Annotated in this window: 11 protein-coding genes; 3 read left to right on the top strand and 8 right to left on the bottom strand. The window is 72.4% G+C overall.

Features of this window, described 5'->3' with window-relative positions; translation table 11 throughout:
- Positions 1–61 precede the first annotated feature (61 nt).
- The 3 genes from ACIHFE_RS13180 to rsmI form a co-directional block, all read right to left on the bottom strand.
- Positions 62–973: a TatD family hydrolase gene (locus tag ACIHFE_RS13180; protein WP_400105937.1), complete on the bottom strand. Its 912-nt coding sequence runs from the start codon at positions 971–973 to the stop codon at positions 62–64.
- A 36-nt stretch (positions 974–1009) separates the two neighbouring features.
- The gene (locus tag ACIHFE_RS13175) at positions 1010–1519 is read right to left on the bottom strand and encodes a hypothetical protein (protein WP_400105936.1); all 510 of its coding nucleotides are present in this window, start codon (positions 1517–1519) and stop codon (positions 1010–1012) included.
- A gap of 205 nt (positions 1520–1724) precedes the next feature.
- A complete protein-coding gene (gene rsmI, locus ACIHFE_RS13170; protein WP_400105935.1) occupies positions 1725–2585 on the bottom strand; it encodes a 16S rRNA (cytidine(1402)-2'-O)-methyltransferase in 861 nt (286 codons plus the stop codon).
- Positions 2586–2653: 68 nt separating this feature from the next.
- On the opposite strand from rsmI, the gene ACIHFE_RS13165 reads away from it, so the two are divergent.
- The 3 genes from ACIHFE_RS13165 to ACIHFE_RS13155 all read left to right on the top strand — a co-directional run bounded on the left by ACIHFE_RS13165 (position 2654) and on the right by ACIHFE_RS13155 (position 7089).
- Positions 2654–4420, top strand: coding sequence for a dolichyl-phosphate-mannose--protein mannosyltransferase (locus tag ACIHFE_RS13165; RefSeq protein ID WP_400105934.1), 1767 nt, complete (start codon positions 2654–2656; stop codon positions 4418–4420).
- Between the two features lie 130 nt (positions 4421–4550).
- Positions 4551–6173, top strand: a complete 1623-nt coding sequence (locus ACIHFE_RS13160; RefSeq protein WP_400105933.1) for a penicillin-binding transpeptidase domain-containing protein — start codon at positions 4551–4553, stop codon at positions 6171–6173.
- 64 nt (positions 6174–6237) lie between these two features.
- The gene (locus tag ACIHFE_RS13155) at positions 6238–7089 is read left to right on the top strand and encodes an EamA family transporter (RefSeq protein WP_400105932.1); all 852 of its coding nucleotides are present in this window, start codon (positions 6238–6240) and stop codon (positions 7087–7089) included.
- 188 nt (positions 7090–7277) lie between these two features.
- On the opposite strand, the gene ACIHFE_RS13150 is transcribed toward ACIHFE_RS13155, so the two are convergent.
- From ACIHFE_RS13150 to ACIHFE_RS13130, 5 genes are all read right to left on the bottom strand, one after another.
- A complete protein-coding gene (locus ACIHFE_RS13150; protein ID WP_400105931.1) occupies positions 7278–8060 on the bottom strand; it encodes an SDR family NAD(P)-dependent oxidoreductase in 783 nt (260 codons plus the stop codon).
- Between the two features lie 46 nt (positions 8061–8106).
- Positions 8107–9273, bottom strand: a complete 1167-nt coding sequence (locus tag ACIHFE_RS13145) for a serine hydrolase domain-containing protein (protein ID WP_400105930.1) — start codon at positions 9271–9273, stop codon at positions 8107–8109.
- 94 nt (positions 9274–9367) lie between these two features.
- Positions 9368–10561 carry a MarP family serine protease gene (locus ACIHFE_RS13140; RefSeq protein WP_400105929.1) on the bottom strand — a complete coding sequence of 398 codons (1194 nt, stop codon included), beginning with the start codon at positions 10559–10561 and terminating at the stop codon, positions 9368–9370.
- A gap of 147 nt (positions 10562–10708) precedes the next feature.
- Positions 10709–12910 (bottom strand): MMPL family transporter, encoded by a 2202-nt coding sequence (locus tag ACIHFE_RS13135; protein ID WP_400105928.1) that lies wholly within the window; start codon positions 12908–12910, stop codon positions 10709–10711.
- A gap of 121 nt (positions 12911–13031) precedes the next feature.
- Complete coding sequence (locus tag ACIHFE_RS13130) at positions 13032–13631, bottom strand: TetR/AcrR family transcriptional regulator (RefSeq protein ID WP_400105927.1); 600 nt, start codon at positions 13629–13631, stop codon at positions 13032–13034.
- Positions 13632–13650: the final 19 nt, after the last annotated feature.

Below are 13650 nucleotides of genomic sequence, written 5' to 3'. Positions count from 1 at the left end.
TGTAGCGGAGCTTTGGCCACGCTCCAAAGTGCGATAGTCACACTGTGTCGCGATCCAAGAGTTAGTAGCCGAACGCCCGTGCGGTATTTGCGGCGACCGCCGTGGCCAGCGCGTCCTCGTCCAGCCCCCGTACGGCGGCCATGGCACGCAAAGTGACCGGAATCAGATAGGGCGCATTGGGCCGCCCGCGATACGGCGCCGGCGTCAGGAACGGGGCGTCGGTCTCCACCAGAATCCGGTCCAGCGGGGCCACCGCCAGGGCGTCCCGCAGCGGCTGGGCGTTCTTGAAGGTGACATTGCCGGCGAAGGAGAGGTAGTAGCCCTCCTCCGCACAGATCTTCGCCATCTCCGCGTCACCCGAGTAGCAGTGGAAAACCACCGTCTCGGGGGCACCTTCCTCGGCCAGCACCCGCAGCACATCCTCGTGCGCGTCCCGGTCATGGATCACCAGGGCCTTGCGGTGCCGCTTGGCGATGTCGATATGGCGGCGGAAGGAACGCTCCTGTGCGGCCATGCCCTCCGGGCCGGTGCGGAAGTAGTCCAGGCCGGTCTCGCCGACCCCGCGCACCTGGTCCAGCGCGGCCAGCGCGTCTATCTCCGCCAGGGCCTCGTCCAGGGCGGCCTCGCCGCCGGGCACGCGGACACCCTGGCGCGACCAGCCGTCGGGGTCGCCATGGACGATCCGTGGGGCTTCATTGGGATGCAGCGCCACCGCTGCCCAGACGGGCCCGTACGCCGCGGCGGTCTCCGCCGCCCAGCGGGAACCGGCCAGGTCACAGCCGACCTGGATCACGGTGGTGACGCCTACGCCGGCGGCCTTGTCCAGGGCTTCCCGGACCGTCGTCCCCTGCATGTCGAGATGCGTATGGGAGTCGGCGACCGGGACATTCAGGGGCGCGGGGAGCGGAGGAGGGGCGTCCTTGTCGATCCGCTTGCGCTCGCCGCCGTTGTCCTGGGTCGTGGTAGCCGCCATGCCCGGAATTCTAGAGACCCTCCGGGAGCGCTCGGATCACTTGCGGTGGTGCTGGAAGGGCCGCAGCAGATCCGAGAGGTGCGGGAAGTGCCAGTGCCAGTGGTGCTGCACCCCGTCGGGATGCCGGGGCTCGCGGTAGCCGGCGCCATAGCCGACCGGCCCGGCCGGGGACTGCTGGGTGGCCGGGATCACCGAGCGCGAGGCGAGGTGCAGGGCGTCGGCGACCTGGGACACCCGGCCCGGGCGCATGATCCGCACCACATGGGCCCCGCAGTTGGCGCAGGAGGGGTGGGAGATGGGAGACGGCACGCGGACGCCGTCCGCGTAATAGATCACGAAGGGCCGGCCCTTGGCGTCCACATGGTGCTCTATGGAGTACGCCTGCTCCCAGGCGTGCCCGCACCGCATGCAGGCGAAGGCATAGGACTCGTGGACGGTTTCCTGGGCGGTCTCGTGTGTCACCGGCGGCAGCGTCGCACGCGGTCCGGTCACCGTGTGCGGCGTGGCCTTGGGCTCCGCACCGCTGGTTCCCGCGGTCTCGCTCATGGCAGCTCCTTAAGTCCGCCGGACACCGTTGCCGGTGTCCTCTGGACTGGTTCCGGAAAACCTCGGACGTCCCTGCTTCCAGGGAACGCCCATCCCGGCGCCGACGCAGCAGCTCATCCCGCGAATTGGGGCAAACTTAACGGCTTCATGCCCGAAGGGGCCGCTGTCGGGGGCTGATCTTTGCTTTTGGTGACAGCCCTTTACTCTACGGCGAAGCGGTGCCTTCAGCATTTTTTGCGGCCACCACCGCATCAAACACCTGCCTCTTGGGCAAACCGGCCGCCGCCGCCACTGCCGCGATGGCCTCCTTGCGGCGTTCGCCCGCTTCCTCCCGGGCCCGTACCCGGCGCACCAGCTCGGCCGGGTCGGCCTCCTCGGGGCCGCGCTCGGCGGCACCCTCCACCACGATGGTGATCTCGCCGCGCACACCCTCGGCCGCCCAGGCCGCCAGCTCACCCAGCGGGCCGCGCTTGACCTCCTCATAGGTCTTGGTCAGCTCCCGGCACACGGCCGCCCGGCGGTCCGCGCCGAAGACCTCGGCCATGGCGGCCAGGGTGGCGTCCAGCCGGTGCGGCGCCTCGAAGTAGACCAGGGTCCGGCGGTCCCCGGCGACCTCCCGCAGCCGGGCCAGCCGCTCGCCCTGCTTGCGCGGCGGGAAGCCCTCGAAGCAGAACCGGTCCACCGGCAGTCCGGAGACCGCGAGCGCGGTGAGCACCGCGGACGGGCCGGGCACCGCGGTGACCTTGACGCCCCGCTCCACCGCGGCGGCCACCAGGCGGTAGCCGGGGTCGGAGACCGAGGGCATCCCGGCGTCGGTGACCAGCAGCACCCGCGCCCCGCCGGCCAGCGCCTCGACCAGCTCGGGGGTACGGGCCGACTCATTGGCCTCGAAGTAGGAGACCACCCGGCCGGTGGTGTGCACCCCCAGCGCCTGGGTCAGCCGGCGCAGCCGCCGGGTGTCCTCGGCGGCGATCAGCTCGGCGGCGGCCAGTTCGGCGGCCAGCCGGGGCGGGGCGTCGGCCACATCGCCGATGGGGGTTCCTGCGAGTACGAGCGTTCCAGTCACGCCCCCATCCTCGCAGGGCCGCGCGCGGTCCCCGGGACTCGCACCGGACCGTTCCCTACGATGGCGCGGTGACCAGTGACACCGCGACGCAAGACCGGCAGGGCCGCACGGCGGACCGGCAGCGCCCCTCCTGGCAGGCCCGGCTGCGCCGTTTCGGGCCGGTGGCTCCGGCCGGGCCCGGCGTACGCGAGCGGCTGGTGCCGCCCTATCCGGAGCCGGGCACCGGGGTATGGACGGTGCTGGGGGCGAGCCCGGGCACCGCCCGGCTGCTGGCCAGGTCCATGGGCTGGGCCGGGCCGCTGCTGGTGGCGCTGATCGCCGGACTGACCCGGTTCTGGAACCTGGGCAGCCCCAACGCGGTGATATTCGACGAGACGTACTACGCCAAGGACGCCTGGGCGCTGTGGAAGTACGGCTACGAGGCCAAGTGGTCGGACGACCCCGACCTCAACAAGCGGATCATCGAGGGCTTCCACCAGGTCCCCGACGCTCCGTCCTATGTGGTGCACCCGCCGGCCGGCAAGTGGGTCATCGGCTTCGGTGAGTGGATCTACGGGCTGAACCCTTTCGGCTGGCGCTTTATGGTCGCCCTGCTGGGCACCCTGTCCGTGCTGATGCTCTGCCGGATCGGGCGGCGGCTGTTCCGCTCCACCTTCCTGGGCTGTGTGGCCGGCGCGCTGCTGAGCCTGGACGGGCTGCACTTCGTCATGAGCCGCACTTCGCTGCTGGACTCGGTGCTGATGTTCTTCGTGCTGGCCGCCTTCGGCTGTCTGCTGGTCGACCGGGACAAGGCACGCGCCCGGCTGGCGGACGCCCTCCCGCTGACCGACGAGGGCGAGGCCAGGCCGGACGCCGGCATCGGCGAACGGCTGGGCCTGGGCCTGCGGCCCTGGCGGATCGCGGCCGGCGTGTTCCTTGGCCTGGCCTGCGCCACCAAGTGGAACGGCGCGGTCTATCTGGCGTTCTTCGGGGTGCTGATCGTGCTGTGGGACGTCGGCTCCCGCCGGGTGGCCGGCGCCCGGCACCCCTGGCAGGCCATGCTGCGCCGGGACGCGCCCTGGGCCTTCCTCAGCACGGTGCCGGTGGCGGTGGCGGTCTATCTGGCCTCCTGGACCGGCTGGTTCCTCAACAGCGGCACCTACAGTCCGGCCCAGGGCTGGCAGCACAGCGGCTACTTCCGGCACTGGGCGGAGACCGAGGGCGGCTACAGCAGCCACGGCTTCCTCTCCGGCATCATCAACCCCCTGGCCAGCCTGTGGCACTACGAGCACGAGGTGTGGAAGTTCAACACCCATCTCTCCTCGCCGCACACCTACCAGTCCAACCCCTGGAGCTGGCTGGTCCAGGGCCGCCCGGTCTCCTACTTCTACGAGTCCCCCGGGGCCGGCGTGGACGGCTGCCCCAAGGACGTCCATGAGAAGTGCGCCCGCGAGGTACTGGCTCTGGGCACCCCGCTGCTGTGGTGGGCCGCCTGCTTCGCGCTGGTCTATCTGCTCTGCCGGTGGGTGCTGCGCCGCGACTGGCGGGCCGGCGCCATCCTGTGCGCCACCGCGGCCGGTTATCTGCCCTGGTTCTACTGGCAGGAGCGCACCATCTTCGTCTTCTACGCGGTGGTGTTCGTGCCCTTCCTGTGTCTGGCGGTGGCCATGATGATCGGGGGGATCCTGGGCCCGCCGGGATCGACGGAGCGGCGGCGGGTGGCCGGCATCGTGGGCGCGGGAGCGCTGATGCTGCTGATCGCCTGGAACTTTATCTACTTCTTCCCGCTCTACACCGGGCAGGCGATTCCCATGGACGCCTGGCGGAACCGGATGTGGTTCGACAGCTGGATCTGATCAACTTCCCCCCTCTGGCCGGAAGTTCGCCGCCCCGGCCCGGCCCGGCAGGCCCCTTGTCAGTGTGGTCACGTAGTGTGCCGGAGCGCATACGTTGTCCCGCTCGGGCGGGACGGGGAGGGGACGGACCATGGGCAAGGGCGCGAAGATCGCCGTCGGTGTGGCGGCCGCGGCGGTGCTGGGCGGGGCCGGAGCGGGCGTCTACTGGCTGACCGGAGGCTCCTCGGGGGCGGAGGCGAGACCGGTGCCCACCGGGCCGCCGAGCAGATCCGAGGTGGAGACCACCGCGCATGACTTCCTGGCGGCCTGGTCGGCGGGCCGGACGGCGGAGGCGGCCGCGCTGACCGACGACTCCGCCGCCGCCTCGGCCGCGCTCACCGGCTACCGGGAGAGCGCCCATGTCGGCAGGGTCGGCTTCACCCCGGGCGCCGTCCAGGGCAGCCAGGTGCCGTTCGCGGTCACCGCCGAGGTCGCCTTCCACAACCGGTCCTCCACCTGGCGCTATGACTCCTCGCTCGCCGTGGTCCGGCGGCCCGGCGACGGCCATGCGGTGGTCGCCTGGCAGCCCTCCGTGGTCCACCCCAAGCTGGCCAAGGGCGAGACGCTCAGGACGGCCGATGCCGCACCGGCCACGATCACCGCCGTGGACCGCAACGGCAAGGCGCTGGATCCCAAGGTCTACCCCTCGCTGGCCGCGGTCCTGCCCGAGCTGAGCCGGCGCTTCGGCGACAAGGCCAGTGGCGAGAAGGGCGTCGAGGTACGCGCCGAGCCGGCCGGCGGCGCCGGTGCCGCTCCCGCCGCCAAGGCGGGCAAGACCCTGCATGTGGTCTCCAAGGGGGCGGCCGCCACCCTGCGCACCACCCTGGACGCGGGGATGCAGCGGGCCGCCGAGGAGGCGGTGAGCCGGCGGCCGGACGCCTCGGTGGTGGCGGTGCGGCCCAGCACCGGGGAGATCCTGGCGGTGGCCGACACCGGGGCCCGCAAGGACGGGTTCAACGCGGCGCTGCTGGGCCGTACCGCGCCCGGCTCCACCATGAAGATCGTCACCTCGGCGCTGCTGCTGGAACGGGGCCACGCCCGTCCGGAACTGCCGCTGCCCTGCCCGAAGTTCGCCACCTATGGCATGCGTTTCCACAATGTGGAGGAGGGCGAGAACCCGGGCGCCACCTTCGCCCAGGACTTCGCGGCCTCCTGCAACACCGCCTTTATCTCGCTCGCCGGGCGAATATCCGACGGCGAGCTGAGCGCCGAGGCCCGGGAGGTCTTCGGGATCGGCCTCAACTGGCAGACGGGGGCCACGACTTACGACGGCAGCGTGCCGGCCGACAGCGGGGCGGGCAAGGCCGCCGCGATGATCGGGCAGGGCCAGGTGCAGATGAATCCGCTGACCATGGCCTCGGTCGCCGCCACCGCGATCACCGGCACCTTCCGTCAGCCGCATCTGGTGGACCCCGGCGCCATGGGGCTCCGGACGGCCTCGGCCACGCGCTCCCTCCCGGAGGCGGTGGTACGGCAGTTGAAGTCGATGATGCGCCTCACGGCCGCCCGGGGCACCGCCGCCAAGGCGATGGCCGGGCTGAGCGGGGACATCGGCGCCAAGACCGGCTCGGCCGAGATGGACAACCAGACGCTGCCCAATGGGTGGTTCGCCGGTTACCGCAACGATCTGGCGGCCGCCGCGGTGGTTCCACAGGGCGGGCACGGCGGCGATTCGGCGGGTCCGGTGGTACGGGCGGTGCTGGCGGCGGAGTGACCGGGCCGACCGCAGTGACGCGGACAACACCGCGCCGGGCGGGGCGGCGTTAGCGTCGGGGACCATGACTCCGCTGGTCGCCCTCGCCGTTCTCATCGCCGCCGTCACCCATGCCAGCTGGAACGCCATCGCCCATGGCATCCGGGACCAGGCGGTGGCCTTCACCCTGGTGGGCGGGGGTGGTGCGGCCTGTGGGCTGGCACTGCTGCCGTTCACCCCGGTGCCGGCCGGCGGGGCCTGGCCGTATCTGCTGGCCTCGGTGCTGCTGCACCTGGCCTACCAGGCCCTGCTGATGCGGTCGTTCACCCTGGGCGACTTCGGCCAGATGTATCCCATCGCCCGGGGCACCGCACCCCTGGTGGTTACCGTGCTGGCCGCCGTCTTCGCCGGCGAGCTGCCGGACGACTGGCAGCTCGCCGGAGTGGCGGTGGCCTCAACCGGCCTGGTGGGCCTGGCCCTTTGGGGCATCCGCGGCTCGGGCGCCCGGCCGCACTGGGCGGCCGTCGGCGCCGCGGTGGCCACCGGCCTGTCCATCGCCGGGTATTCGGTGGTGGACGGGCTGGGGGTGCGGGCCGCCGGCTCCTCGCTGGGCTATATCGCCTGGCTGATGGTCCTGGAGGGGCTGCCCATCCCGCTGTGGGTACTGACCGCGCGCCGGTCCCGCTTCCTGCCGGACGTCCGCCCGTTCGCAGTGCGCGGGCTGCTGGGCGGGGTGCTGTCCATGTTCGCCTACGGCCTGGTGCTGTGGGCCCAGACCAAGGCGGAACTGGCCCCCATCGCCGCACTGCGGGAGTCCTCCATCATCGTGGGCGCCGCGATCGGCACGGTGGTGCTGAAAGAACGGTTCGGAGCGCCGCGGGTGGCGGCGGCGGGGCTGATGGTGGTGGGCATCGGGCTGATGCTGCATACGAGTTGACCGGCTGCGGGGGCCGGGGGTTCGCCGCCGGGTGCGACCCGGTGGCCGGCTGCCGCCGGCCCGCGAGGCGGCTGGACACCGAGGCGGGTGCGATCCGCCGCCATCGGCCCATCGGCCGGGGCCCGGCGAGTTGGGCGGGGCGCCGGGCGATCGGCCGTTCGCGGCGGCCGCCGGACCCGGCGCAACCGTCACCCCCTGTGCAAGGCGCGCCGCAACGCCACGTTGCCCACCAGGATCCCGCCGTCCACCGGCAGCGTCACCCCGGTGACCCAGGCCGCGTCCGTGGAGGCCAGGTACGCCACCGCCGCCGCGATGTCCTCCGGCCGCCCCACCCGCCCCAGCGGATACAGCGGGGCCGCCCGCTCCAATGACTCTTCCCAGCCCGCCCAGTTGGGCGTGCGCACCGTGCCCGGCGCGATGAGGTTCACCCGCACGCCCCGCCCGGCGCACTGCCCGGCCAGGGTGCGGGTCAGGCTCGCCAGGCCCGCCTTGGCGGCGCTGTAGGCGTGGTTGCCGAAATCCTGTTCGCCGTTGACCGAGCCGATGTTGACCACCGAGCCCCGGCCGCCGGCCGCCGCCAGGTGCGGCATCGCGGCCCGTACACAGCGCAGCGCCCCGCCCAGGGTGATGTCCAGGTCCCGGGCCCAGACCTCGTCCGGGTAGTCCTCGACCAGCGGCGGATCGGGGTGACAGGAGGCCGCGTTGTTGACCAGCACATCCAGCCGGCCGAACAGCGATACGGCCTGTGCCACGGCCGCCTCGACCGCCGCCCGGTCCGTCACATCACAGGGCCGGGACTCCACCGCCAGCTCCTCGGCCCGCATGGCGGCGGCCGCCCGCTCGGCCCGCTCGGCGTCGGCATCGGTAACCAGCACCCGCGCCCCCTCGCCGGCCAGCCGCCGTGCCGTGGCCTCCCCGATGCCGCGCCCGGCACCGGTGATCAGTACCGCATAGCCGTCGAACCGTCGCACCACGGGAACCCCCACCCGGCCGGGACCGTCACCAACGGGGAGCCCCCTACCCCCCGATCACACCGGCAACCGCGCGCACCAGGGCCTGGGCCCGGGGGTCGGCGGTGATGTTCCGCTGCAGCCCGTTGGTCACATAGCCGAAGGCGATCCCCGACTCCGGGTCGGCGAAGGCCAGCGAGCCGCCCCGGCCGGGGTGGCCGAAGGAGCCGGGCGCCAGCAGCGGCGAGGCCGCCCCGTGCAGCATGTAGCCCAGGCCGAACCGGGTCGGCGAGATCAGGACCCGGTCCGGACCGGCGGACTCCTCGGTACGCGCCAGGGTGAGCGTGGCCGGGGCGAACAGCCGCCGGCCGCCATCGAGGCCGCCGATCAGGGAGGCGTAGAAACGGGCCAGCCCCCGGGCGGTGGCGATGCCCGCCGTGGCGGGCAGCTGGGCGGCCCGGTAGGCGGGGTCGTTCTCGTCCACGGGCGGATCGATGACGCCAAAGGCGCGCCGGGTCAGCGAGCCGGGGTCGTGGTAGGCATCGGCCACCGACTTCTTGGGCCGGACCCGCAGGCCGGGGGTGGCCGCGGCGGGGGCCTCGACCTCGCCGACCCGCCCCACCCGGTGCCGCTCGGCGTCCGGCAGTCCTATCCACAGGTCCAGGCCGAGCGGGCCGGCCACCTCCTCGGCCAGCCAGTCACCGATGCCCCGGCCGGTCACCCGGCGCACCAGCTCGCCGATCAGCCAGCTGTAGGTCTGGGCGTGGTAGCCGTGCTCGGTGCCCGGTTCCCAGGCGGGCGCCTGGGCGGCCACCGCGTCGGCGCCGGCCGCCGGGTCCAGGGCCTGCTCCGGGGTGAGCGGGGTGTCCAGGACGGGCACGCCCGCGCGGTGCGAGAGCAGGTGCCGCACCAGGGTGCGCTCCTTGCCGGCCGCCTTGTACTCGGGCCAGTAGGTGCCCACCGGGGCGTCCAGGTCGACCAGTCCGCGCTGGTGCAGCAGCAGCGGAACCGCGGCGGCCACGCCCTTGGTGGCGGAGCGCACGATCTGGGCGGTGCCGGCCTGCCAGGGGGCGTCGCCGTCCACATCCCTGGTGCCGGCCCACAGATGGGCGACCTGGTGGCCGTCGCGGTAGACGGCCACGGCCGCGCCGCGCTCGCCGCGCCGGGCGAAGTTCTCGGCGAAGGCGTCCCTGAGCGGCTCATAGCCGGCCGCCACCGTGCCTTGGACGTCCATCACTGTTGATCCGCTCCCGCCGTGCCAGTTGGTTGTATATGCCATTCCATGGTGCATGGCGGCCCCCGGCGGCCTGGGGCGGGGGTACCCCGCGTTACAGCGCCGCGCGGCTGCCGGTGTCCACCGGGGTGGTGGCGGTGGCGGCCCGCTGGGCGTCCGCCGCCACCTGCCGGGCGGTCAGCGCGTAGCCGGTCTCGGTGTTGGCGGTGGAGCGGGCGAAGACCACGCCGTAGACCCGGCCGGCGGGGCTGAGCAGCGGCCCGCCGGAGTTGCCGGGACGGACGGTGGAGCGCACCGAGTAGACGGTGCGGGTGGTGACACCGTCGCCGTAGATGTCCTGGCCCTTGGCGCGGACCTCGGTGGCCACCACGGCGGGGCGCAGATCCAGCCCGCCGTTCTCCGGGAAGCCCGCCACCACGGCGGCGTCGCCGCGCTTGGCGCTCTTGTCGAAGGGCAGCACCGGGGCGCCGAGCCCGGGGACATCCAGCACGGCCACATCGGTGCGGGGGTCGAAGAGCACCACCTTGGCGCGGTGCGGGCGGCCGACGCCGCCGACCCGTACGGTCGGCTCGGTCACCCCGGCGACCACATGGGCGTTGGTCATCACATGCTCGGGGGCGTAGACAAAGCCGCTGCCCTCCTGACCGCGCTCGCCCTCGCCGACGTCCGCCACTCCCTCGATCTTCACCACGCTGCGGCGGGCGGCCTCGGTGGCGGCGGCGGACGCGGTGCCGGAGGGCTTGGCCACACTGGTCGCGGGCTCGTTCTCGAAGGGGTTGAAGACCTGGGGGAACCCGGCCCCGGACAGGGCGTCGGTGGTGCGGCTGAACCAGGTGGGAGCCTGCTCCGGCATGGCGTCCTGGACCGCGCCCAGCACCCGGGAGTCCTTGATCTGCTGGCTGAGGAGGGTGGAGTTGGCCGAGACCAGGACGCTGGCGGCGACCCAGGAGACCAGCAGCACGGCCACCCCGTTGACGACCGCGCCGCCGGCGCCGTCCACACCGCGGACCGGGGCCCAGGTGAGCCGGCTGCGCAGTTCCCAGGCCAGCCGCCCGGCCAGCGCGTGCCCGAGGGCGGCGGGCAGCAGGACGACCAGCACCGCGACCACGGCGGCCATGGAGGAGCCGGCCTCGAAGTGTTTGATCACGGTGGGCAGCACCCAGACGCCGATGACGGCGCCGCCCAGGAAGCCGGCCAGCAGGACGGCGCTGGCCACCAGGCCACGGCGGAAGCCGGATATGGCGTAGCCGATCACGATCAGGATCAGCAGCAGGTCGAGCAGGTTCACGGGTCGCCCCTTCCTTCGACCTGGAAAACGTGGTTTGGGTGGGGGGCGGTTCCGTGTGGTGGGATTTGCCACGTTTTACGGCTGCCCACGCCTGCCCACCGCCGCCCACGGGGCACGCGCCCGCGGCGCGTGCCCCACGGCGGCGGGTCAGACGCCCGCCGGCTCCGGCTCCGGCTGACGCGGCGCCTCCGGCGAGGACGCGGCGGCCGCCAGCCCCTCACCCTCGACGTCGACGTTCGGCAGCACCCGGTCCAGCCACTTGGGCAGCCACCAGGCCCGCCGGCCCAGCAGCGCCAGCACCGCCGGCACGATGGCCATCCGCACCACAAAGGCGTCCAGGAAGACCGCCGCCGCCAGGCCGAAGCCAATCATCTTGATCATCGATTCCGAGGAGCCGATGAACCCGGCGAAGACGCTGATCATGATGACCGCGGCAGCGGTCACCACCCGGGCCCCATGCCGGAAGCCGGTCACGATGGCCTCGCCCGGCTCCTCGCCGTGGACAAAGGCCTCCCGCATCCGGGTCACCAGGAAGACCTCGTAGTCCATGGCCAGACCGAAGACCACGCCCACCATGAAGATCGGCATCATGCTCATGATCGGCCCGGTCTCCTCGACCCCGAACACCGAGCTCAGCCAGCCCCACTGGAAGACCGCGACCACCGCGCCCAGCGCGGCCAGGACGGAGAGCAGGAAGCCCAGGGCCGCCTTCAGCGGCACCGCCACCGACCGGAAGACCGCGATCAGCAGCAGGAAGGCCAGTCCGACCACCAGCGCCAGATAGGGCAGCAGGGCGTCGTTCAGCTTCTGCGAGACATCGATGTTCATCGCCGTGGTGCCGGTGACCAGCACCGTCGCCCCGGTCTCGGCCTTCAGCGAGCGGCCCTTGCCCCGGATGGCGTGCACCAGGTCCTCGGTCTCGGTGCCGCTGGGCTTGGACTTGGGCACCACATTGATCATCGCGGTGTCGCCATGGGGACCATTGGGCATGGGCCGGCCGACCGAGGCTATGTCGTCCATGCCGTTCAGGGTCTTGGTCACGGTCTGCGCCGCGTCCTTGACCGGGTGGCCCTTGCCCGCGTCCACGACCACCAGCAGCGGGCCGTTGAAGCCGGGGCCGAAGCCCTCGGAGATCAGGTCATAGGCCTTGCGCTGGGTGGTCTTCACCGGCTGTGCGCTGTCGTCCGGCAGCCCCAGCTGGAGCGAGGCGGCGGGCACCGCCAGGGCGCCCAGGGCGAGCACACCGGCCAGCAGCACCATCAGCGGACGGCGCAGGACGAAGCGGGCCCAGCGGGTGCCCATATTGGGCTTGCCGGCGTCCGCCGCGGTGCCCTTGCGCACCTTGCGGGCCAGCACCTTGCGGCCCGCGATGCCCAGCAGCGCCGGGATCAGGGTGAGGGCGATCAGCACCGCGATGACCACGGTGCCGGCGGCCGCCACGCCCATCTGGGTCAGCATCGGGATGTTGACCACGGCCAGGCCGACCAGGGCGATGACCACGGTCAGACCGGCGAAGACCACCGCGGAGCCGGCCGTGCCGACCGCCCGTCCGGCCGCCTCCTCGCGCTCCCGGCCCTCGGCCAGCTCGGCCCGGTAGCGGGAGACGATGAACAGCGCGTAGTCGATGCCCACCGCGAGGCCGATCATCATGGCCAGGGTGGAGGTGGTGCTGGACAGGCCCAGGGTGGCGGAGAGCGCGGTGATGGAGGAGACACCGATGCCCACGCCGATGATCGCGGTGAGCAGCGGCAGTCCGGCCGCCACCAGCGAGCTGAAGGTGATCAGCAGCACGACCGCGGACACGGCCAGGCCGATGACCTCGGTGTTGCCCTCGGCCGGCATCTGCTGCAGGGCGCTGCCGCCCATCTCCACGGTCAGCCCGGAGTCCTGGCCGTGCTTCTGGGCGTCGGTGAGCGTCTTGCGCGAGGCGTCGGTCAGCTCATTGGACTTGACCTTGTAGGTGACCTGGGCGAAGGCGGTGGTGCCGTCCTTGCTGATGGTCTTGGACACAAACGGGCTGTCCGCGCGGTCCACCTGCGGGCCGGTCAGCTCACCGACGACCTTTTCCACCTTGGCCTTGTTGGGCTTGGCGGTGATCTTCTGGCCGTCCGGGGCCTTGAAGACGATCCGCGCCGAGGCGGCGTCGGCCTTCATGCCCGGGTAGCGGTCGGCCAGCACATCGAAGGCGTGCTGGGCCTCGGTGCCCGGGATGGAGAAGCTGTCGTTGGTGGACTTGGAGGCCGTGGCGGCGCCGGTGCCGGCCAGGACCAGCAGCACCACCCATATCAGGGCGGCGTACCAGCGGCGCCGGAAGGCGAGCCGGCCGAGTTTGTAGAGGAAGGTGGCCACGAGGGGTTCTGCTCCCGTCGGAGAGGTGAACGAGCGTTTCCGGCAATGGGGGACCAGCCCGGCGACGAGAGCGGCGCGCCAGGTCCGGCAACGTATGGGTGATGTGCGGTTGTGGTGGGGGCTAGAGGCCGAGCGCGGGGAGCACCACGGCGTCGATGTAGCGGACGAGGTAGGCCCGGTCCACCGGGCAGTCCTCGATCAGCGGCCGGGTGATGAAGCCGCCGAGCATCATGTGCCCGACGTACTCCATCGCGGGGCGGCCCGGGGCGACTTCGCCGCGGTCCACCGCGCGCTGCAGCATGCGCCGCATGGCGGCCATCTCGGGTTCGATCAGCAGTTCGCGAAGCGCCCGGTGCAGGTCGCGGTCGCGGTGGATGGCATGACCCAGCCCTCGCATCAGGGCCACGTCCTGTTCCATCCGGCGCTCGTCCGCCTTGTCCGCCATCGCCACCAGATCCCCGCGCAGGGAACCGGTGTCGATGTCGTCCAGGCAGACCGGCTTGGTGTGCCGCAGCGCGCTCGCCACCAGTTCCGGCTTGCCCTTCCACTGGCGGTAGAGGGTGGCCTTGCTGGAGCGGGTGCGGGCCGCGACGGCGTCCATGGTCAGGGCCTCATAACCGACCTCGCGCAGCAGGGCGAGGACGGCCTCGTAGAGCTCACCCTCGCGCTCGGGGGTGAGCCGGGTGCGGCGAACCGGCGGCTTGGGTGATTCCGTCGGCATACCGCGCCTCCCTTCGAAG

Source organism: Streptomyces sp. NPDC052396 (assembly GCF_044593195.1).
GTDB lineage: Bacteria > Actinomycetota > Actinomycetes > Streptomycetales > Streptomycetaceae > Streptomyces.
Note: the sequence above shows the minus strand (reverse complement) of the source record. Positions and strands in the feature narration are given on the sequence as shown.